The sequence below is a fragment of the Micromonospora sp. CP22 genome (assembly GCF_009712475.1).
In the GTDB taxonomy this organism is placed as follows: domain Bacteria; phylum Actinomycetota; class Actinomycetes; order Mycobacteriales; family Micromonosporaceae; genus Micromonospora.
Genome location: NZ_VCJO01000011.1, coordinates 159,568 through 180,264, shown reverse-complemented (window position 1 = coordinate 180,264; position 20,697 = coordinate 159,568). Strand labels below are relative to the sequence as shown.

20 protein-coding genes are annotated in these 20,697 nt (G+C 72.3%); 9 read left to right on the top strand and 11 right to left on the bottom strand.

The window, feature by feature from the left end:
• Positions 1–80 precede the first annotated feature (80 nt).
• From FF096_RS19020 to FF096_RS19010, 3 genes are all read left to right on the top strand, one after another.
• Complete coding sequence (locus tag FF096_RS19020; RefSeq protein WP_309223580.1) at positions 81–737, top strand: response regulator transcription factor; 657 nt, start codon at positions 81–83, stop codon at positions 735–737.
• 121 nt (positions 738–858) lie between these two features.
• A complete protein-coding gene (locus FF096_RS19015; RefSeq protein ID WP_230462742.1) occupies positions 859–2,955 on the top strand; it encodes a M14 family zinc carboxypeptidase in 2,097 nt (698 codons plus the stop codon).
• 83 nt (positions 2,956–3,038) lie between these two features.
• Complete coding sequence (locus tag FF096_RS19010; protein ID WP_155220340.1) at positions 3,039–3,713, top strand: fasciclin domain-containing protein; 675 nt, start codon at positions 3,039–3,041, stop codon at positions 3,711–3,713.
• A 121-nt stretch (positions 3,714–3,834) separates the two neighbouring features.
• Here FF096_RS19010 and FF096_RS19005 read toward each other — a convergent pair whose 3' ends face one another.
• From FF096_RS19005 to FF096_RS18975, 7 genes are all read right to left on the bottom strand, one after another.
• Entirely contained in the window at positions 3,835–5,118 is a 1,284-nt protein-coding gene (locus FF096_RS19005) for a citrate synthase (RefSeq protein ID WP_155220338.1), read from the bottom strand.
• A 251-nt stretch (positions 5,119–5,369) separates the two neighbouring features.
• On the bottom strand, positions 5,370–7,406 hold the full coding sequence (locus tag FF096_RS19000) for a sulfatase-like hydrolase/transferase (protein WP_309223582.1): 2,037 nt from the start codon (positions 7,404–7,406) through the stop codon (positions 5,370–5,372).
• 50 nt (positions 7,407–7,456) lie between these two features.
• Complete coding sequence (locus FF096_RS18995) at positions 7,457–8,959, bottom strand: class I SAM-dependent methyltransferase (RefSeq protein ID WP_230462741.1); 1,503 nt, start codon at positions 8,957–8,959, stop codon at positions 7,457–7,459.
• A 9-nt stretch (positions 8,960–8,968) separates the two neighbouring features.
• Positions 8,969–9,118 (bottom strand): hypothetical protein, encoded by a 150-nt coding sequence (locus tag FF096_RS18990; protein ID WP_155220336.1) that lies wholly within the window; start codon positions 9,116–9,118, stop codon positions 8,969–8,971.
• Between the two features lie 196 nt (positions 9,119–9,314).
• Positions 9,315–10,772, bottom strand: coding sequence for a HAMP domain-containing sensor histidine kinase (locus FF096_RS18985; RefSeq protein WP_155220427.1), 1,458 nt, complete (start codon positions 10,770–10,772; stop codon positions 9,315–9,317).
• Between the two features lie 17 nt (positions 10,773–10,789).
• Positions 10,790–11,533 (bottom strand): response regulator transcription factor, encoded by a 744-nt coding sequence (locus FF096_RS18980; protein WP_155220334.1) that lies wholly within the window; start codon positions 11,531–11,533, stop codon positions 10,790–10,792.
• Positions 11,534–11,648: 115 nt separating this feature from the next.
• Positions 11,649–11,873 (bottom strand): hypothetical protein, encoded by a 225-nt coding sequence (locus FF096_RS18975; protein ID WP_155220332.1) that lies wholly within the window; start codon positions 11,871–11,873, stop codon positions 11,649–11,651.
• A 165-nt stretch (positions 11,874–12,038) separates the two neighbouring features.
• Here FF096_RS18975 and FF096_RS18970 point away from each other — a divergent pair, with 165 nt between their 5' ends.
• The 3 genes from FF096_RS18970 (at position 12,039) to FF096_RS18960 (ending at position 14,695) form a co-directional block, all read left to right on the top strand.
• On the top strand, positions 12,039–12,986 hold the full coding sequence (locus tag FF096_RS18970; RefSeq protein ID WP_155220330.1) for a serine/threonine-protein kinase: 948 nt from the start codon (positions 12,039–12,041) through the stop codon (positions 12,984–12,986).
• Positions 12,987–13,046: 60 nt separating this feature from the next.
• Positions 13,047–13,469: an OsmC family protein gene (locus tag FF096_RS18965; RefSeq protein ID WP_155220328.1), complete on the top strand. Its 423-nt coding sequence runs from the start codon at positions 13,047–13,049 to the stop codon at positions 13,467–13,469.
• Between the two features lie 359 nt (positions 13,470–13,828).
• The gene (locus FF096_RS18960) at positions 13,829–14,695 is read left to right on the top strand and encodes a hypothetical protein (RefSeq protein WP_309223579.1); all 867 of its coding nucleotides are present in this window, start codon (positions 13,829–13,831) and stop codon (positions 14,693–14,695) included.
• Positions 14,696–14,716: 21 nt separating this feature from the next.
• Here FF096_RS18960 and FF096_RS18955 read toward each other — a convergent pair whose 3' ends face one another.
• The 3 genes from FF096_RS18955 to FF096_RS18945 all read right to left on the bottom strand — a co-directional run bounded on the left by FF096_RS18955 (position 14,717) and on the right by FF096_RS18945 (position 18,073).
• Positions 14,717–15,163 carry a response regulator gene (locus FF096_RS18955; protein ID WP_155220326.1) on the bottom strand — a complete coding sequence of 149 codons (447 nt, stop codon included), beginning with the start codon at positions 15,161–15,163 and terminating at the stop codon, positions 14,717–14,719.
• 127 nt (positions 15,164–15,290) lie between these two features.
• On the bottom strand, positions 15,291–16,322 hold the full coding sequence (locus tag FF096_RS18950; RefSeq protein ID WP_309223578.1) for a cobalamin B12-binding domain-containing protein: 1,032 nt from the start codon (positions 16,320–16,322) through the stop codon (positions 15,291–15,293).
• Positions 16,319–18,073, bottom strand: a complete 1,755-nt coding sequence (locus FF096_RS18945) for a PP2C family protein-serine/threonine phosphatase (protein ID WP_309223577.1) — start codon at positions 18,071–18,073, stop codon at positions 16,319–16,321. Before FF096_RS18945 ends, FF096_RS18950 begins: the two co-directional genes overlap by 4 nt.
• A gap of 210 nt (positions 18,074–18,283) precedes the next feature.
• Between FF096_RS18945 and FF096_RS18940 the strand changes: the two genes are divergently transcribed.
• Positions 18,284–18,667, top strand: a complete 384-nt coding sequence (locus FF096_RS18940) for an STAS domain-containing protein (RefSeq protein WP_196222578.1) — start codon at positions 18,284–18,286, stop codon at positions 18,665–18,667.
• Positions 18,668–18,741: 74 nt separating this feature from the next.
• Positions 18,742–19,104: an STAS domain-containing protein gene (locus tag FF096_RS18935; RefSeq protein WP_155220322.1), complete on the top strand. Its 363-nt coding sequence runs from the start codon at positions 18,742–18,744 to the stop codon at positions 19,102–19,104.
• 66 nt (positions 19,105–19,170) lie between these two features.
• On the opposite strand, the gene FF096_RS18930 is transcribed toward FF096_RS18935, so the two are convergent.
• Positions 19,171–19,473, bottom strand: coding sequence for a hypothetical protein (locus FF096_RS18930; protein WP_155220320.1), 303 nt, complete (start codon positions 19,471–19,473; stop codon positions 19,171–19,173).
• Between the two features lie 214 nt (positions 19,474–19,687).
• On the opposite strand from FF096_RS18930, the gene FF096_RS18925 reads away from it, so the two are divergent.
• Entirely contained in the window at positions 19,688–20,668 is a 981-nt protein-coding gene (locus tag FF096_RS18925; RefSeq protein WP_155220318.1) for a DUF2267 domain-containing protein, read from the top strand.
• Positions 20,669–20,697 lie beyond the last annotated feature (29 nt).

Here is a 20,697-nt window from a genome sequence, read left to right as displayed (position 1 = left end):
GTATCCGCACTGGTCAGCGCGGCTTCGCATCCGACACACTCGCAGGCATCCGGCGACGGCTAGGTCTGTGGAGGGCGCGGGTGCGGGTGCTCCTGGTGGAAGACGACCTGCGCGTCTCGGCGGGTCTCGCCTCGGCGTTGCGGCGGCGCGGGCACGACGTGCTCCAGGCGGTGACGGCCGCCGAGGCGGTCGAGGCCGATCCGGTCGATCTCGTGCTGCTCGACATGAATCTGCCCGACCGGGACGGGCTGGAGGTCTGTCGCCGGATCCGCCAGCACGACGAGGGAGTCGCGATCATCGCGGTGACCGCCCGCGGCGAGGAACACGACCGGGTGGCCGGGCTGCGTGCCGGTGCCGACGACTACGTGGTCAAACCGTTCTCGATGGTGGAGTTGCAGGCCCGCATCGAGGCGGTGATGCGGCGCACCGCCCGCACCGTCCGGCCGGTGACCACGTTGCGGGTCGGCGCGCTGCGCATCGACGTGGACGCCCGGCGGGTGTGGCTGGGCGACCGTGAGGTCGGTCTGTCCCGCAAGGAGTTCGACCTGCTGGTGGCGCTGGCCCGGCAGGCGGGCACGGTGGTGCCTCGGGACCGGTTGCAGCTCGAGGTCTGGCAGACCACCTGGGCGACCCGGCACAACCTCGACGTGCACGTGGCGGCGCTGCGCGGCAAGCTCGACGACCCGCGTCTGGTGGAGACGGTACGCGGAGTCGGCTACCGCCTCCGGGTCAGCTGACCCACCACTCAGTAAACGCAACCTCAGAGCATTCTCAAGAATCCCAGCTCGCGGCCCCGTGGCCCGGTCAGGGCAGGTGTGCTGTGCGTACCCCAGCCATCCCTCCTGTTTGGAGATCCCCTTGAGATACAGACGGACAACGGCCGGTGTCTTCTCCGCTCTGCTCGCGGTCGTCCTCGCGGCGACCGCCCAACCCGCCCAGGCCCAGCAGGCGGAGCCGAACCAGGTGCAGGGCCTCACGGTCGTCCAGGGCGACGGATACGCGACGCTGGCGTGGACCCCGGTCGACGGGGCCACCGACTACCAGATCGAGCGCACCCCCGTCGCCGAGGACGGTAGCGCCACCGGCGCGTCCGTGATCGTCGGCCTGTGGCGGCCGAACCGTCAGATCAACAACTCGGAGCCGACCTTCGCCGACGCCGGCTTCGCCCCCGGCAACCGGTTCCAGTGGCGGGTCCGCGCCCGGCTCGGCAGCGACGCGCAGCCCTTCTCCGCACCGGTCAGCGACACCACCCGGCCGCACTGGGGCGACCCGGACATCCCCGGGCAGGGGCTGCGCACCCAGTGGGAGGACACGCTGGGCGCGCAGTACACCACCGACGTCAACGAGTACGCCTACACCGCCGCGATCGACGAGCTGAGCGACCGGGTACGCGTGGTCGAGATCGGCCGCACCGTGCAGGGCCGCCCGATCAACATGTTCGTCATCGGCTATCCCACCCCGCCCGCCACCCCGGAGGCGGTGGCCGCGACGAACCCGCTCGTGGTCAACTGCAACGTGCACGGCAACGAGCCAGGTGACCGCGAGGCGTGCCTGATCATGGCCCGGCAGTTGGCGTTCACCGACGACCCGGCCACGCTCGGCCTGCTGTCGAAGACCACCATGCTGATCGTGCCGACCATCAACGGCGACGGCCGGGCGGCCAACAGCCGGGGCAACTCCACCGGCCAGGACCTCAACCGGGACTACTCGCTGATCCGCCAGCCGGAGACCCAGGCGTTCGTGGAGATGGTCCGCGACTACCGGCCGATCGCCAGCTACGACGGTCACGAGTACGGCAACACCAACACCGGTGACCTGCCGATGCTGCCGCCCCGGCACCAGAACGTGGCGCAGGGGATCTTCGACCGGTCGCAGGACATGATCGAGGGTCACATGTACACCCAGGGCGCCAAGGCCGGCTGGTGGGCCTGCCCGTACGGATGCACCGGGGCCAACGTGGGCCTGGGCGAGGAGACCATCCTGCGCAACACCCTCGGGCTGAAGAACGTGGTCAACTCGCTGCTGGAGCTGCGCAGCTCGGGTGGGCCGACCCGGCCGGACGAGGGCAACACCGCCAACAACCGCCGCCGCAAGACCTACTCGGCACTGTGGACGTTCCACCAGTTCATGGCGTACCACGGCGCGAACCTCGGTGCCCTCACCGCCACCCGGGCCGAGGCGATCACGTTCCAGTCCGCCAACACCGGCCGGATCGTCTTCCGGGGCTCCCGCCCGATCGAGGCGTACCCGGCCCCGCACCCGGGTGACACGCCGCCGCCGCTGGACGCTCCCCGGCAGGACCAGATCCTGGAGCAGCCGCCGTGCGCGTACAAGCTGACCGAGGAGCAGTACCACGGCGCACGCTCCGACGGCCCGGCCGGACGGCAGACCACTGTGGCGCAACGGCTCGCCGCGCACGGCTGGGCGGTGGTCAAGGTGGCCGACGGGTACCTCGTACCGCTGTCGCAGCCGGAGCGGGGACTGGTGCCGCTGCTGCTCGACGGGCAGGCCGCCGAGGGCCTGGTCGCCGGGGAACGGGTCGCGCCGACGCTGACCGGCACGCACAACGGTCCGCTGACGATCAGCGGGGTGGCGTGCCTGTCCGACGCCACCGTCCGGGGTCCGGTCCGGGTCCAGCCCGGCGCGACCCTGATCGTCAACGGCGGCTCGATCAACGGCCCGGTGGACGCCAGCGGCGCGGCCGGATTCGTGTTGACCGCCGGCACCGTCAACGGCCCGGTGAACGTCACCGGCACCACCGGCCCGGTCCTGCTGGTCGGCAACCAGATCAGCGGCCCGGTCAACGTGGTCGACGGCACGGGCGGGGCCCCGCTGCTGGCTGGCAACACGGTCAACGGCCCGTTGGGCTGCGCCGGCAACGCCGTCGCGCCGGTCAGTTTGGCGGTCGCCAACGCGGTCAGCGGCCCACGGTCGCACCAGTGCGCACGCCTGTGACCCACTGAACCCCACCCCCTGCGTACCGGTGGGCCGGACCCCCGCCGGCCCACCGGTACGCCCCTGACACACGTGGAGCGACCGTGACCGACTCCGACCTCGCGGCCCCACGGCCACCGGCGCGCCGGATCCTGCTGACCGGTATCGCCCTGGCCTCGACGCTGCTCACCGGCTGTACGACCGGCACGACCGGGGCGACCGGGGCGACCGGCGCGGGCGACGGCACGCTGGCCACCGTGACCGTGACCGGGCCGTTGTGCGACCTGCTGCCCAGCGACGGTGAGCCGGGTGATCCCGCCTCGCTCGTCGACCAGCCCGCCGACCGGGCTCTCCAGTGGATTCCCGTGCTCACCACCTTCGAGGCGGCGGTACGCGCCACCGGCCTGGCCGAGGAGCTGACGGGCGAGGTGACCGTTCTGGCTCCCACCGACGATGCCTTCGCCGCCAAGTTCTCCCGGACCAACCTCGACGAACTGCTCCTGCGCGACACCGACGAACTGCGCGGCCTGGTGCGCGACCATCTGGTCGCCGGGGCGCTGCCGGTGGCGGACCTGGTCGCCGCCGGCACGGTGACCACCGTCGCCGGCACCCGCCTGTCCGTCACCGGCGTGGGGCAGGGGGCCCGCCTCGACGACCGGGCCGAGACGGTGTGCGCCGACTACCGGGCCGTCGGTGCCCGGATCCACGTCATCAACGCGGTGCTCGGCGACCTGCCGACCACCGCGGGTCAGGACGACGACGGCCACCCAGCGCACTAGGGAACGACGACGGCCGCCGTACCCGGGTGATCCGGGTGCGGCGGCCGTCGTCGCGTGACGCGTTAGGAAGGGGCCCTTCCTATACAGCAGGCGTTAACAAGGTGCCCTTCCTTACATCGGGTCAGCGCTGCTCGACGGGGAGGTAGTTCCGCTCGGTGGCGCCGGTGTAGACCTGCCGCGGGCGACCGATCTTGGTCTCCGGGTCGTTGATCATCTCGCGCCACTGGGCGATCCAGCCCGGCAGCCGACCCAGGGCGAACAGCACCGTGAACATCTTCGTCGGGAAGCCCATGGCCTTGTAGATCAGGCCGGTGTAGAAGTCCACGTTCGGGTAGAGCTTGCGCGAGACGAAGAAGTCGTCGGCGAGGGCGATCTCCTCCAGCTGCATCGCGATGTCCAGCAGCGGGTCCGGCTTGGCCATCCGGCCGAGCACGTCCTGCGCCGCCTGCTTCACGATCGCGGCCCGCGGGTCGTAGTTCTTGTAGACCCGGTGGCCGAAGCCCATCAGCTTGACGCCGTCCTCGCGGTCCTTCACCTTGCGGACGAACGACTGCACGTCACCACCGTCGGCCTGGATCCGCTCCAGCATCTCCAGCACCGCCTGGTTGGCGCCGCCGTGCAGCGGACCGAACAGCGCGTTGACCCCGGCCGAGACCGAGGCGAACAGGTTGGCGTTGCTGGAGCCCACCAGCCGCACCGTCGAGGTGGAGCAGTTCTGCTCGTGGTCGGCGTGCAGCACGAAGAGCATGTCCAGCACCCGGGCGACCACCGGGTCGACGTCGTACGGCTCCGCCGGCACGCCGAACGTCATGCGGAGGAAGTTCTCCACGTAGCCCAGCGAGTTGTCCGGGTAGAGCAGCGGCTGCCCGATCGACTTCTTGTACGCGTACGAGGCGATGGTCGGAACCTTCGCCATCAGCCGGACGGTGGACATCTCGACATGCTCGGCGTCGAACGGGTCGAGGCTGTCCTGGTAGAAGGTGGAGATGGCGCTGACGGCCGAGGAGAGCACCGCCATCGGGTGGGCCTCCCGGGGGAAGCCGTCGAAGAAGCGCCGCATCTCCTCGTGCAGCAGCGAGTGCCGGCGGATCCGCTCGGTGAACTCGGTGAGCTGCTGGGTGGTCGGCAGCTCACCGTAGATCAGCAGGTAGGAGACCTCCAGGAAGGAACTCTTCTCGGCCAGCTGCTCGATGGGGTAGCCGCGGTAGCGCAGGATGCCCGCGTCACCGTCGATGTAGGTGATGGCGGACGAACAGGCGGCGGTGTTGACGAACCCGGGGTCGTACGTCGTCAGGCCGGTTTCCTTGAGCAGCTTGCTCACACCGACACCGGCGGGGCCCTCGACCGCGGAATGTACCGGCATCGACAGCTGCCCGCCGGGGTGATCGAGCTTGACTTCCGTCATGTGGTTCCTCGCTTCGCCGGCAGATCTACGTTGAATTGCCTTCGCTTCTACCGTAATTGCGGTTGCGGCAACACCGCTCCTCGTGGTTCAGCGGTGAGGCATGCGTCACCCGATTCCCGACCGAAGCGCCGGGAAACCCCGACGACCGGCACAGACGGGTACGAAATACGCAGGTAGCGTGGAACCGGCGGGCGAATCACCCGCGATGGTGGACCGGGACGCGACGCGACGGCCAGGCGGCGTCGGACCGGTCAGGAGATCGACAGCTGCCGCAGCCCGCCGTCGTCGCCGACCAGGTAGAGGTCGAGGCGGTTGGCACCGGCCCGGAAGAGCCGGTCGTCGGCGAGCAGCGCCGCGAAGCGCCGGCCGCCCGGGTCCGGGGCGACCACGGGGACCACCGCCGCGACGGTGCCGTTGACGGCCACCGCCAGTTCGGTGCCGTCGGCGACGTCCTCGTCCACGGTGCCCCAGATCATGCCGGGCAGCACGCCCGCGTCGGGGTCGACGGCGCGGAAGGCGTTCAGCCCGCCGACCCGGGCGCTGCCCACTGTCGGCACCGCGCCCACGGCGGTGCCGACCAGCCGGTGCGGGGCCGCCGGTGGTGACGCCGACGGCACCCCACCGCCGATCGAGATCGGTTGGGCGGGCTGGTCGTAGAACACCTTGCCCGCCTCCGTGCGGGGCGTCTGCCGGGCGGACCGACCGTCGACCGGCCAGGGCAGTCGGACGGCGGCCTCGTCGGCGACCGTGGGCAGCAGGTCGACGTGTTCCCAGTTGCGGTCGTCGACCCGCCCGACCCGCTGGCCTGGTGACTTGACGAACAGCGGCACCCAGGCCACCTCGTCGGCGGCGGCCCGGATCGCGTCCTCGCCGCGCCCCTGCACCCCCTTGGTGAAGCTGACCCCGTGATCGGCGGTGACCACCACGAGCGCCTCGTCCCACAGCCCGGTGGCGCGCAGCGTACGCATCGTCTCGCCGATCAGCCGGTCGGTGTAGCCGAGTTGGGCGAGGTGCCGGGCCCGAGCCAGGTCCACCCAGCCGTCACCCTCGTTGGGGAAGTCCTCCGGTGCCTCGTACCGCGCCCCGGACGGCAGGAACGCCCACGGCGAGTGGGGCATCAACAGGTGCAGGAAGTGCAGGGTCGGGCGAGGCGAGGGGGTCAGGCCGTTGAGGAACGCGGTGAACCGGGCCGGCTGGTTGACGTTGAGGCTGTCCCAGCGGAACTTCGGGTCGGTCGGCACCGGCTCGGCGGCGTCGATGCCGACTTCCTCGGCGGTGCGTTCCCGGTAGGCGTTCTCCGGGTCGATCCGGCTGTCGTACGGCGCGGTGACCTGACGCAGCAGCTTGCCCGTCTCCCGGACCAGCACGCCGATCCCCTGTTCCGGGGTGACCGGCTGCTCGCAGCGGCTCGGTGGGCAGAGCCGGGCGATGCTCTCCTCGGCGCGGATGTCGTACAGGCCGCCGAGGGCGGTGAAGAGGTTGTCCGGGTGGTGCGAGTAGTGCGGCGCGGACGGTTCCGTCGGGTAGCGGCCGGTCAGCATCGCCGGTAACGCGTACGGCGTCCAGCCGCTGACCCCGGTCGCGTTGCGGTACCAGGTCGAGGCGGCGGCCAACTCGGCGAAGTGCGGGAACCGGGTCGCGTCGATGCCACCGGCGGCGTCGAGCAGGGAGACCAGCGGCAGCTCGTCGAGGATCAGCATGACCACCGGCGGGTGCCGGTTGCCGGTCGCGGTGCCGGCCACGCCGCCGTCACCGATCGGCAGCACCACCGGTCCGGTGGGCGAGGCGAACAGGAACAACCCCACGAAGATCGGTGGTCCGACGGCCGCGAACCGCACCACCCGGCCGAGCGCCGTCCACCGCCGGTGGGCGACGGCTGCGGCGGCACCGACCGCCGACGCCGCCAGCAGCAACGGTACGCCGCGCAGCGGTGTGGTGTGCCGACCCACCTGCACCGCCAGCGCGGCGATCAGCAGCCCGAACAGCAGGCTGTGGGTCGCCCGCCGCGCCGCGCCGTCGGCCAGATTGGCGAGCAGCCCGAGCAGCCCGAGAGCCACCGTCGGCACCACCGCGACCAGGGCCACCAGCAACAGGATCTCGCCCCGGTCGGCCCGGTGGAACAGGAAGAAGTCCGGACTGCGGCCCAGGACGTCCAGCAGCGGCTGGGTGACCACCAGCCCGACCAGCGCGGTCAGCTCCAGCAGTCGGCGGCCCTCGGCCCGCCAGCCGTCCCACCCCCACCACCGGCGGCGGTCGACCGGCTGCCCGGCGGCGCCAGCCTGCGACACCGGGCCGTCGTTGGTCCCGGCGTCGCCGGCCTCGGCGACGGGACGGTCGGTCACCGAAGGGTCACCCGGTACAGGGTGCGGGTGCCCGAGGGCAGTTCGAGCCGGTCTTCCACGATGCCGTGCTCGGCGAGCAGCGCCTCGAAGGCGTCCCGTCGGTAGTCGGGGAAGATGCCGTCGGGCTTGTTGGCCAGCAGCCGGGCCGCCATCGGGTCCTCCGGGTGGACGAACTCGACCACCAGCCGGCCGCCGGGCGCGACGAGACCGGCGAGGCAGTCCACCACCTCCGGCAGCGGCACGTTACGCCCGATCGCCAGGTGGTGCACCAGGGCCAGGGCGAGCACGGTGTCCGCTTCGGCCCGCGCGGCGAACGAGGCCCGCTCGATCCCCCGCCAGCCGCCGCCCGGCGACGGGTCCGCCAGGTCCATCACCAACGGCAGCACCCGCCGCTGGCCCTCACCTCGCAGGGTGCGATACAGCCGGTCGACCACCGACGGGTCCTGCTCGACGGCGACCACGTAGTCGGCGTGCCGGGCGGCGAGGCGGGCGTACCGGCCGTCGTTGGCACCCAGGTCGAGCACGAGTCGACGCCGGTCGGCGCAGCTCAGCGCGTCGACCACGAAGCGTTCCTTGCCCGCCCGGTCGTCGCCGGAGTAGCCGCAGGTCTGCTGGTAGTCGACCCAGTGCGTGGACGGCGGCTGGTGGTCCAGACGGCGTACGAGCTTCTCCAGCCCTCGCGCGGTGGCCAGGGCCAGCTCCCGGGTGTAGCCGGCGTCGCGCAGCTGGGCGCGTACGTCGGCGGTGCTGGTGGCGGCGCTGCGGCGCTGCACGGAGCCGTGCAGGTGGACGTGGGTGAGCACGCCGGGCAGCAGTCGGCGGGTGCCCCGGAACAGCGGACCCATCTGTTCCGGGGAGATGCCGTCGACCTGGGCCCGCAGCCAGGGCTGGAACGCCAGCCCCAGGTGGGCACCGAGCATCAGCGGGTAGAGCAGTGTCTGGCAGAACTGCCGGTAACCGGCCCAGGGTTCACCGTCGCGCAGCGGGACGAAGGACCCGACGTCGATGAAGATCGGCTCGGTGCCACGCCACTGGAGGTTGTACGCCGAGCCGTCCTTGGTGGTGAAGCCCTCCGCCATGGCGTCCCGGAGGATCTCCAGGTGTAGCAGCGCGGCGTCGCGCAGCATCGCGAAGGACCACTCGTACGGATGCGACACGAACGGGACGCGCTCGTGGCGCAGCACCGTCGCCCAGTCCGACGAGGACGAGTGGGTCGGCAGTTCCCGCCACGGCGACCCGGTCGGCACCTCCTCGGTGCCGCAGACCTTGCCGGCGGCGAGCAGTGGCGGGAAGAAGCTGCTGGCGGCGAGGGCCCGCCAGTGGGCGGCGGCGGTCCGGTCGAGCGCGCGCAGCACGTCGTCGCCGGCGTGGAACACCCGGTTGGCCGGGTCGCGGAAGGAACCGGGCTCCGGTCGGGGGTCGACGTCGAGCGGGGCCGGTTGGGGGTCGATGTCGAGCGGGGCCGGTCGGGTCGACCGGCCCAGGTGTGGAGACACCATCGCGTCGGGTCAGCTCTGGTCGGTGGGCTGGCGGCGGAACCGGCTGACGAGTCTGCGCCAGTAGAGCTTGGCCGCCACCGCGACCCCGGCGATCCCGCCGACCACCGCCTGCACGATCAGGCTGCCGGATCCCGCGTCCAGGTAGGCCAGGTGGTTCACCGACCGCTCCTTCCCTCTGCCGTCACGACTCCGACATCAGCGCCATTACTCACATTCACGATGCGAGCGGGCCATGCCGGACTTATGCCACCGTACGCCGCCGACTCTCCCCTGTCGGGCACAACCGCGCTTTCCTCCACGTCGATCAAGAAGTTTTCGTCCAAGGTGATCTCCCTGGGCGACCAAAACTTCTTGATCAACGCGGTGGGGTGGGTGCGTCAGTGCGGGGCGGGGTGGTGGGGAGGTGGAGGGTGAACTCGGTGTGGTTCGGGCGGGAGGTCAGGGTGACGGTGCCCCGGTGCGCGGCCACCACGGCGGCGACGATGGCCAGGCCGAGGCCGGTGCTGCCGTGCGCGCGGGACCGGGAGCCGTCCCCCCGGGCGAAGCGTTCGAACACCTCGGGTCGCAGCTCGGGGGGAATGCCGGGGCCGTCGTCGGTGACGCTGAGCGCCACCGCGTCGTCGGCTCGCCGCAGGCTGGTGGTGACGGTGCTGCCGGGTGGGGTGTGCACCCGGGCGTTGGCCAGCAGGTTGGCCAGCACCTGGTGCAGTCGCTCGGGGTCGCCGGGTACGCGGACCACCTCGTCGGGCAGGTCGAGCTGCCAGTGGTGCTCGGGGCCGGCCACGTGCGCGTCGCTGACCGCGTCCACGACCAGCGCGGTGAGGTCGACCGACTCGACCGCGAGCGGGCGACCGGAGTCCAGCCGGGCCAGCAGCAGCAGGTCGTCGACGAGGCTGGTCATCCGGGCGCTCTCCGACTCGACCCGGCGCAGGGCGTGGGCCACGTCGGGCGGGACCTCGTCGCGCCCCCGACGCGCCACCTCGGCGTAACCACGGATCGCGGCCAGCGGCGTACGCAGTTCGTGGCTGGCGTCGGCGACGAACTGGCGTACCCGGGTCTCGCTGGCCTGTCGGGCCGCGAGCGCGGCGGCGACGTGACCGAGCAGCCGGTTGAGCGCGGAGCCGACCTGTCCGACCTCGGTACGTGGATCGGTGTCGGCGGCCGGAACCCGCTCGGAGAGCGCCACCTCGCCCCGGTCGAGCGGCAACTCGCTGACCCGCGCGGCGGTGGCGGCGACCCGCCGCAGCGGACGCAGCGTGGCCCGGATGATCATCGCTCCGGTACCCCCGGCGAGGAGCAGCCCGACGACGGTGATCCCGGCCTGGGCGGCCACCATCGCCCAGACGGTGTCCTGCACGTCGGCCAGCGGCACGCCGAGCACCCGCACGGCCCCGGTCACCGTCCGCCGGGCCACCACCCGGTAGCTGCCCCGCTCCCCCAGGCTGAGGGTGTGGGCCCGACCGTCGGTGGGGACCGTCGCCAGCCGACCCACCTCGTCGACCGGTACCGCCTGCTCCTGCCGACCGACCAGCGTCCACGCCTCGGTGACCCGGCCGTCGACGACCTGCGCGCTGATGGTGCCGGGCGGGAAGCCGCGCGGCACCCGCACGTCACCCCAGGCTCCGAGGCCGCGACCGGGTTCCCAGACCACGGCGGGCCGGCCGCCGGACGTGAAGCTGAGCTGCTCGTCCACCCGGGAGATCAGGAACTGGCGTAGCGCCACGGTGGTGAAACCGCCGATGGCGAGGCTGACCACGGCGAGCAGCGCCACCAGGGTGACCACCAAGCGGGCCCGCAGGGACCAACCCGCCAGCCAGCGACGCACGCCGGTCACTCGGCCGGCTTGAGCAGGTACCCGGCCCCGCGCAGCGTGTGGATCATCGGCTGGCGGCCGGCGTCGATCTTCTTCCGCAGGTACGAGATGTACAGCTCGACGACGTTGGCCTGGCCGCCGAAGTCGTAGTTCCACACCCGGTCGAGGATCTGCGCCTTGCTCAGCACCCGTCGGGGGTTGCGCATCAGGTAGCGCAGCAGCTCGAACTCGGTGGCGGTCAGGTTGATCAGCCGGCCGTCCCGGCGCACCTCGTGGCTGTCCTCGTCGAGGGTGAGGTCGCCGACGGTGAGCACCGCGTCCGGCCGGGCCACCGTGAAGCCGGAGCGCCGCAGCAGCGCGCGCAGCCGCGCGATGACCTCCTCCAGGCTGAACGGCTTGGTCACGTAGTCGTCGCCGCCGACGGTCAGCCCGGCGACGCGGTCCTCGACCGCGTCCCGGGCGGTCAGGAAGAGCACCGGCACGGTCTCGTTGTCCGCCCGCAGCCTGCGCAACACCTGGAAGCCGTCCAGGTCGGGCAGCATCACGTCGAGCACCACCGCGTCCGGTCGGAACTGCCGGGCCACGCGCACCGCGGCCATGCCGTCTCCTGCGGTACGCACCTGCCAGCCCTCGTAGCGCAACGCCATGGACAGCAGATCGGTCAGGGTCGGCTCGTCGTCGACGACCAGCACCCGGACCGGTTCACCGTTCGGCCGCCGCAGCTCCACCCGGCCCGGCGTGGCCTCCCCCTCGATGGTCATGGTTCTCATGGTGGTGCCGCGTACTGGATCCCACTTGTGCGGCTGCTGTGTGCCGGCTGTGTGGTCACGGCCGGACGGGCCGCCGTGGTCACCGCCGGACGGGGTCGGCACGGGATCACTCGGTCACGCCGACCGGATCGGTACGGACGAAGCGCATGTGCCAGGTACCCGATCCGTCGGGTCGTTGCCGCACGTAGAGGTGGTCGGCCGCCGACGTCGGCGCCTCCTGCGGCCGACGCAGCACCCACAGCCGTGGCGGAGTGCCGTCCGGACCGGCCGGCAACGACCGGACCAGGTCGTGGGCCGGACCACCAACGAAACGTACGGTCACCTCACTCATCACGATCGGCCTCCAGCTCGCCCGGTGCGTCGGGCGTCCCGGCTCGCACGCTAACGCACCAGCCGCCGTCCGAGGCGGGTTTGCCCTGATCGGAGGTGGGGTACCGTGCCGAGGCCACGGTGTCGCACGCCAAGGGTGGAGCACCACGAGGACAGGAGGCGGTCGATGCGTACGCTGGACGGGCGCTACCGGCTCGAACGGCGCATCGGCATCGGCGGGATGTCCGAGGTGTGGCGGGCACACGACACGGTGCTGGACCGCCCGGTGGCGGTGAAGCTGGTCCTGCCCGGTCAACCGGACGGTACGGCCGCGGTGGAGCGGATCCGCGACGAGGCCCGCTCCGCGGCCCGCCTGGTCCATCCGAACGTGGCCAGCGTGCACGACTTCGGCACCTGCGGCACCGGGGTGGGGCAGGAACTGCCGTACATCGTGATGGAGCTGGCCGAGGGGCAGAACCTGGCCGCACACCTGCGGGCCGGCCCGCTGGACTGGCGGATCGCGGTGCGCGTCTGTGCGGAGGTGAGCGCCGCGCTGGCCGCGGCACACGCCCACGGCATCGTGCACCGGGACATCAAGCCGGCCAACGTGATGCTCACCCCGTCCGGGGTGAAGGTGCTCGACTTCGGCATCGCCTCCCCGGCCGGTGCCGCCGACACCGCGCCCGACGGCGTCGTGGTCGGTACGCCCGCGTACCTGGCGCCCGAGCAGCTGCACCGGGCACCGGTGACCCCGGCGGCGGACATCTACGCCCTCGGCGTCCTGCTCTACTACTGCCTCGCGGGACGCCTGCCGCACGCGGCGGACACCGTCGCTCAGCTGCTCGGACGGCAGAGACGCCAGGCGCCGCGCCCCCTGCCCGACCTGCCCGGGCTGCCCACCGAGGTGGCCGATTTGTGCCTGCGCTGCCTCGCCGACGACCCGACCCGGCGGCCGAGCAGCCTGGTGGCCGCGCTGCTGCTGGCCGAGGCGGTCGACGCCCGGGTGTACGTGCCGATGCACGAGCCGCTGATGCCACGGCAGCGACGGCCGGTGGTCAGCCCGTGGACGGATCGCGCGGCGGCCGAGGTCACCGAGGCCGCGGCCGGCGCGGTATGGAGTCGGCACGGCGGGTGATTCCCCGGTTTCACCCGACCGGCCCCGGGTAGCCGGGCGGGGAGTGACGGGAGGAACGCGATGCCGAGTTCCTGGCTGAACGAGGTTGCCGCCGCGACCGCCGAGGGCGGTCACATCCACACCGACGACGAGGCGCTGTCGACCGCCCTCGCCTCGCCGCTGGCACCGCACTGCACCGGGCTGACCCCGTCGCAGCTGCTGGCCGCCGCGTTCGCGTCCTGCCTGCACCACGCGGCAGTCGAGGCGGCCAGCGGCATCACCGACGAGGCGCACACCGTGCAGGTACGCGCGGAGGCGAAACTCGGACGCGACGACGACGGCCGGTACCGGGCCGACGTGCACGCCTCGATCTCGTCGGTGGGGCTGAGTCGACAGCAGCTCGCCGAACTGGTCGAGCACGCCGACCGACTGTGGCCGTTCTCCAGCGTCGACGACGGGCGGCACCGGCTCACCGTCAGCCCGGCGGAGAACGGCCGACACTGATCCCGGGAGCGCGCGTCGCGCGCTCGTCGCCGTCGCCGGAGCGCCCCGCCTGTCGGACGCCGCCGTACCAGGCGGATCATCGGCGGTGTGGCCCGACCGTCCCACCCGGGCGCACGGCCGGGTCGACCTCGCGTCGTCCGTTCGGGGGAGGCCACCGGCAGCACCCACAACGGCCCGCAAGATCCAGTTTTAGCCCTGTTTTGTAGGGGTATTTCGGATATTTACCCTGGGACGGACAAGAGATACTCCTCCGGTTTGATACTCGCCACGGAGAATCACCTGGCGGATAGCCACAAAATGTGGCGCATGCCACCAACCGGGCCGATGGCAGTCGGCCGTTGAGTTTCTAGCCTCGGCGGGTGCATCCCGACGACGACATCGACCAGACGCTGACCCCCGAAGCATCGGCTACCCCATCGGCCGATCATCCCTCCACCGAACAGCCGATGGGGCGACATCGCGCCGTACCGACGCCACGTCGCGGCCTTCGCGCGGCGCTCACCTCCACCCCCGTCCGGGTCGCCCTGGCCACCGGTGTGACCTGCTGCCTCGGCGCGACCGCCGTGGTGGCGACCCGGTCCGACGGCGAGCAGGCACCGCCACGGCAGGTGACCGAGGCACTCACCGACCGCGCCCTGGCCGCCCAGGACGAGGCCGCCTCCCGATCCCTCGACCGCAGCCCCACGCCGCCGTCGACCAGCGCCAGCCCGTCGGCCTCCCCGACCGCCAAGCCGTCGGCCAGTCCCAAGCCGAAGGCGACGAAGAAGAAGGCCCCCACCAAGCCACCGCGCCCCCGGCCGGTCGCCGGGCTCAGCCAGGCACAGATGGACAACGCCAAGACGATCGTGGACGTCGGCGTCGACATGCAGATCCCCCGCCAGGGGCTGGTGATCGCGGTCGCCACCGCGATGCAGGAGAGCACCCTGCTCAACTACGCCAGCGGCGTGCTGCCCGAGTCGCAGAACTACCCGCACCAGGCCATCGGCTGGGACCACGACTCCGTCGGGTTGTTCCAGCAGCGGCCCAGCAGCGGGTGGGGCACCGTACGGGACCTGATGCGGCCGGCGTACGCGGCCCGCGCGTTCTACGAGGCGTTGCTGGAGGTGCCCGGCTGGCAGCAGATGAGCCTGACCCTGGCCGCCCAGGCCGTGCAGATCTCCGCCTACCCGTACGCCTACGCCCAGCACGAGGAGCGGGCCGCGACCGTCGTGGCGGCACTGACCTGAGCCGAAGCCGGAGACGGCGGCTCAGCTCCGCTTGGGCAACACCACCACCCGACCGAAGAACTCGTCGATGCGGTGCACCACGTCGTTGAAGTCGTCCAGGTCGATCGGCTTGGTCACGTACGCGTTGGCCTGCAACGTGTAGCTGCTGATGATGTCGGTGTCCGCGTTCGAGGTGGTGAGCACGACGATCGGGATGGTCCGCAGATCCTCGTCGCCCTTCACCTCTCCGAGCACCTGACGCCCGTCCATCCTCGGCATGTTGAGGTCGAGCAGGATCACGTCCGGCCGCTGCGCGTCGCTGTGACGGCCCTCGCGGCGGAGGAACTCCATCGCCTCCTGGCCGTCACCGACCACGTCGATCACCTTCTCGACGTCCGAGGTGGCCAGCGCTTCCTCGATCATGAGCACGTCGCCCGGGTCGTCGTCGACGACGAGAATACGAACCGGAGCGAGGGTGTGTGCGCCCATCTCTACCTGCCTCAGGTCGGCCAGGACGGAACCTGCCGGCCCCGCGCTGGCGGAAATCTAGCCCATCGTCGGACGGTCGGTGTCCGCCGGGGTCCGGCGTGTCGCAGCCGGGTCGCGCCCGGTTCGGTCAACCTGCCGACAGCACCGCGCGGCCACCCTGGAGGTGCTCCACCGCCCGGGGAAAGTCGTGCAACACCCGCCCGTAGTGAGCCAGCGCGGCGTCCACCGTCGCGGCCGGCACCCCACGGCTGTCCAGGATGGTGGCCAGCCACTCGATGAACTCGGCGAACAGCGATCCGTCGTCGACGTAGAGCGCGGCGGCCAGGAAGTCGAGGATGTACCCGAGGTCGCTGATCGTCGAGTCCAGCTGGGCGGGCCGGTAGCCGCCGATGGCCGGGAACTGCCGCGCCAACTCGACCAGCGCCGAGTCGATCAGCTCGCCACGACGGTTGACCAGACCGGCGTACTCGTCGTCGCCCAGGTGCGCCAGGGCCGCCGGTGTCGACGCGCGCAGGGCCCGCTCGTCGTCGAGCAGGGCGGCGGCGTCGACGGCGTTGGCGGCCCACGGCACGCCGAGCCGCCGCGCCCACCGGCCGTCCGTGCCGAAGCCCCGCCCGCCGACCAGGACCGGCACGTCCGAACGCCGGCACGCCTCGATCATCCGGTGCGCGTGGGGCAACCGCATCGGCAGCGCGGAGGCGAGCGCCACCGCGTGGGCGTCGTACCGGTGCAGATACGACATCAGGTGGGCGGCCGGGACGCTGGCGCCCAGGAAGGTGACCTGCCAACCGCGCAGCCGGAGCACCTCGGCGACCAGCCGCGCCGGCAGCGCGTGCCACTCGCCGTCCATGCAGGCCACCACGATCCGGGGGCGGGTCGGACGGACGTCCGCGTACGCGGCGACCGCCGCCACCACCCGTTCGCTGATGTGCGTCGCCGCGTGCTCCTGGGCCACGCTCCACTCGTTGCGGGCCCACCGCTCCCCCACCTCGGCCTGCGCCGGTGCCACGAGTTCCAGCAGGACGCGATCGGCGGCCACGCCGGTGGCGAGCAGTCCGCGGGCCACCTCGATCGCGCCGTACTCGTCGGCCTCGGCCAGACAGTGCAGGTAATCCTGGTAGACGGCCCCGGGCACGGTGTCCCTCGTCGCGGTGGTCACCGGGCGATCCTCTCCTGCGGCTGCGACTCGACCGCTGTCGGGACCGCGTGCAGGTGCCGCTGGGGGCGGCCACCCGCTCCGGCGGCGCGCAGCGCCAGCACCGCGATGTCGTCGTGGTCCCGCTGGGCCAGCCAGTCGCAGGTGATCTGCTCGATCCGCTCGGCCAGCGCGGGTGCCGGCATCCGGTGACACCCGTCGAGCGCCTGGATCAGGCGATCGGTGCCGAGCAGCTCCTCACCCCGCCGCCCGCCCCGCGCCTCGGTGACTCCGTCGCTGTAGAGCAGGCAGGTCTCGCCCGGGGCCAGCCGGGTGGTGACCTGGCCGATCCGTGGGTCCGGCACCACGCCGATGAGCATGCCGTTCAGCGGCACCTGCTCCACCTCGCCGGAGTTGCGCAACACCAGCGGCGGCAGGTGCCCCCCGCCGGCCAGGGTCAGCGACAGGCCACCGTCGCGGTCAGGACGGACCACCCCCAGCACCATGGTGGCGAACCGACCCTGACCGTGCGCCAGGGTCGTCTCCAGCAGGGCGTCGTTGAGCAGCCGCAACAGCTTGGCGGGCTGGTGCTCGACCCGGTGCAACGCGTGCAGACACTGACGCAGCTGCCCGGTGAAGACCGCCGCCTCGACCCCCTTGCCGGAGACGTCGCCGAGGTAGAACACCGAACCGCCGTCGGGCAGCCGGTGCGAGCCGTAGAAGTCACCGCCGATGCGCAGACTGGCCTGCGCCGGGCGGTACGCCGTACCCCACTGCACACCCGGTGCCGGTGTCGGCTCGACGGGCAGCAAACTGGCCTGCAACATGTCGGCCACCTCGGCCTGCTCGCGGTAGAGCAGCGCGGTGGTCAACGCCGCACCGGCCCGGCCGGCGAAGGCGCGGACCAGGTCGACGTCGTCCTCGCCGTACCAGTCACCCGATCCCCGCGCGACCAGCAGCACCCCGGCGGGCCCGTCCCGGCCCGGCAACGGCACCAGGCGGGCAGCCACCTCGGTGGCGGCGACACCGGGCAGCCAACCCGCGTCGATGCTCTGCTCGACCAGCCAGTCCACGGTCTGCGGCTGGGTGCCCCGCAGGCTCTCGGCGATCGCCGGGGGAAGTTCCGTCGCGCCGAGTACGCCGTGGTCGACGGTGGGCGTGGCGTCCGGGCCCTGGCGGGCACGCCACCATCGGGCCCGGCCGGAGCGGGGTGCCAACACCAGCACCGCCACCTCCGCCAGGGTGGGTACGGCGAGGCGGACCACCGCGGCGGCGGCCCGATCCGGGTGCAGTGGGTTGCCCAGCTTGTCGCCGACCACGGCCAGGAAGGACGACCTGGCCCGCTCGGCGGCCAGTTCCTCGGCCCGCTGTTCGCTGTCGCTGACGTCCTCGACGTACCAGCAGCTCCGCCCGGCGGACAGGGCGACCCGACGCACCCGCAACCGTCGGCCGTGATGGCGCAGGTGTGGATCTGCCGAGGCGAGCCGCTCGACCACCGCGAGGGTGCCGCCGACGACCACTTCCGGCAGCAGCCGCTGCGCCACCGGGCTGAGGTACCGGACCGTACCGTCCGGGCCGCACACCACCACGCCTTCGCGGAGATGCTCGGCGACGTCGGGCCAGTCGGCGGCGAGTTGGCCCTGGGGCCGGTCCAGCGCGGGCAGCCCGGCAGCCGGACGGGAGGTGGACGCGCGCCAGGCCGGGGCCCGGGCGACACTCGGTGTGGAAGACCGTCCGTCGCCGGGGTCGAGGTCCCTGACGTCGGCACCTGTCACCAGCTTGAGCCTCGCTCCTTGTCGCGTTCCGCAGCCGCGTCGAGCGGCCTGCTTGGTCATGTCCCGCACCCAGCCTACGCGGCTTGGCGGGTGGTGCCACCCGGCTGAGGCGGCCGTCGGACGCTGACGACCGCCTGACACGCGGCTCAGCTCGACGTTGTTACGATCCGAGCGCCCCTGCCCGCCCGCCACCTGCGGAAGGCGTGATCGTTGCTGTCCCACGGTCGCAGACCCGAGACCTCGCCGCTGAGCGTGTCCGTCGACCGGTCCGACCCCGACGCACCCGTGATCCGGGTCGCCGGTGACCTCGCGTACGCCTCCGCCGAGTCGCTGCGGCGCGAGATCGACCAGATCGTGAGCACCGCCCCGGCCACGCTGGTGCTCGACTTCGGCGGCCTCCAGTTCGTCGACAGCACCGGACTCAGCGTGATCGTGCACGCCTGGCGTGAGGGGCAGCAGCGGGACACCCGGCTGCGGCTGCACGCGGTCCCCCGGTTCCTCCAGGCCATCCTCGACATGACCGGGGTCACCGGCCTGCTGGCCCGCGAGCCCACCGACGCCGCGCCCGACGACCAGTCTCCGGCCACCGCGTAGCGACGTCTCCTCGGCACCGCCGCCTGTCCCACCCCGCGACTTGCGCCCGGTCGGCGTCCTGGGAGCATGAAGTCATGTCGGCACAGCTGTTGGTCATCGAGATCGACCGGCGCGACGCGGGGCGGGCCGAGTTGCGGCTGACCGGCGACCTGGACTTCGACAGCGCGCCGGAGCTCGTCGACGCCGTCGACGAGCTGCGCCGCGACGGCTACCGGCAGTTGGTCATCGATCTCACCGGGGTGGGTCTGTGTGACTCCTCCGGGCTCAGCGCCTTCGTGCTGGCGCATCGAGGCGGCTCGGCGCCGCTGCGACTGACCGGTGTCAACGCCGTGCTGCGCCACCTGCTGGACCGCACCGGCCTCGCCGACCTGCTGGAGCTTCCGCCGGCCACCGGATCCGACGTCGTCGGGGACAGCGACGTGCCGGCGGCCGGCTGAGCCGGCCGGGCCACCCGAGGGGTGGCCCCCGACCCTGGGACCAGGGGTCGGGGGCCGGAGGGTGGCTCAGGGGGCCGGGACCGGGTACGGACCCACGCGGTGGGGCTCGGTGGTCGGCTCCGCGTCCTCCGGCGGGCCCGAATCGGGAGTTCTGAACAGATAGCGGACGAACTCGGCATCCGTCCCGTCGTCCGGTGCTCCGGGCCACTGACCGACGCAGTCCACCCCGATCACCTCGCGACCCCCACCGTCGCTCTCCTCCACCAGCGCCCACAGGCTCACCGGGTAGCAGCGGGTGCGCTCGGGCTCCACCTGCCACCGGGAGTACCAACCGGGTCGAGCAGGGACGATCTCGACTATCCGCTTCATCACGGACCTGCCCTTCCGCCGGGTCTCTCGGAAGATCTCCGGCCACCACGATCGTCGGCCCCGCCCGGGTGACGGACCCTCACCCGGGCGGGATGAAGCCCGGCCGACACCGGCCGAGGGCCACCCTGCCCGCTGCGCCCCGGCCGTTTCGCCCCGGCGGCGGCCGGGAAGGCCATCGACGAAGCGGCCGACACCAACGGAAGCGAGGTACGCCATGCGTAAACAGATGGAGGGTGACAACCAGCGCCGTCGGGCCCTGGCCCGGCAGGCCCGGGAACGTGGTATGCGAGCCGCCGACACCGGGGCCAGCCTGAGCGCGTCCAAGCAGCTCACCCACCTCGACCAGAGCCGGCGAGCCGGCCCCGCGCCGGTCGGTGCCCGCCACAAACCGGACACCACTCGCGGCGGCCCCGCTCCTCCGCCCGCCGGGGTCCCGCAGGCGCCCCGGCCCCTTCCAGAGCCGGGTCTGTCGGCGCCGGGCATCACCACGGTGGGCTACCGCGACCTGGTCGAGGACGTCGTCCGCCGTTCCGGCGTCGACTTCCGCACCGCCAAGGTCGGGGTCGAGTCGACGGTGCTCGTCCTGGCCTGGGCCCTCCAGGACGGCGAACGTCGTCGGCTGCTGGAGGCCGTCCCCACCACACTGCACGACGTGGTCCCGGTGGACGGCATCGAGCGGCACCAGGATCTGGGTGGCTTCCTGTCCGAGGTGGCCCGGATCAGTGGTCGCACCCCGGAGCAGGCCCGCTATCAGGCCCAGGCGACGCTCGCCGCACTCGCCGAGCACGACGGTGACCTGATCGAGTCGCTGCACGTACCGGACGAGCTGCGGGAGCTGCTGGAGCCACCGCCGGCCGGTGGCGGCGTCGTCGGCGTGGTCGGTTCGACCCCGCCGTTGTCGGCGGCCGAGCTGCGTGCCGCCCTGGCCGACCTGCCCTACTGGTCCGGTGACGGCAACGCGCTGTCGCGCACCCTGGAGCTGCCGCCGAGCAACCTCGACCGGGTCCTGGACCGGCTCGACCTGCTCCGCCAGCAGTTGGGGCGCGGGCCACGGATCGGCCGGGCCGACCCGACCACCGCGGTGCTGACCGTGACCTCCGGCAACGCCGGGGCGGTGACCGCGAGCGACATCGACCTGGCACACGCGGTCGATGACGCCGTCGACGAGGCGGGCGCCGGAATGGCCGCCGGCTGAGTCGGCGTGACGTCGCTCGTGCGGTCGTG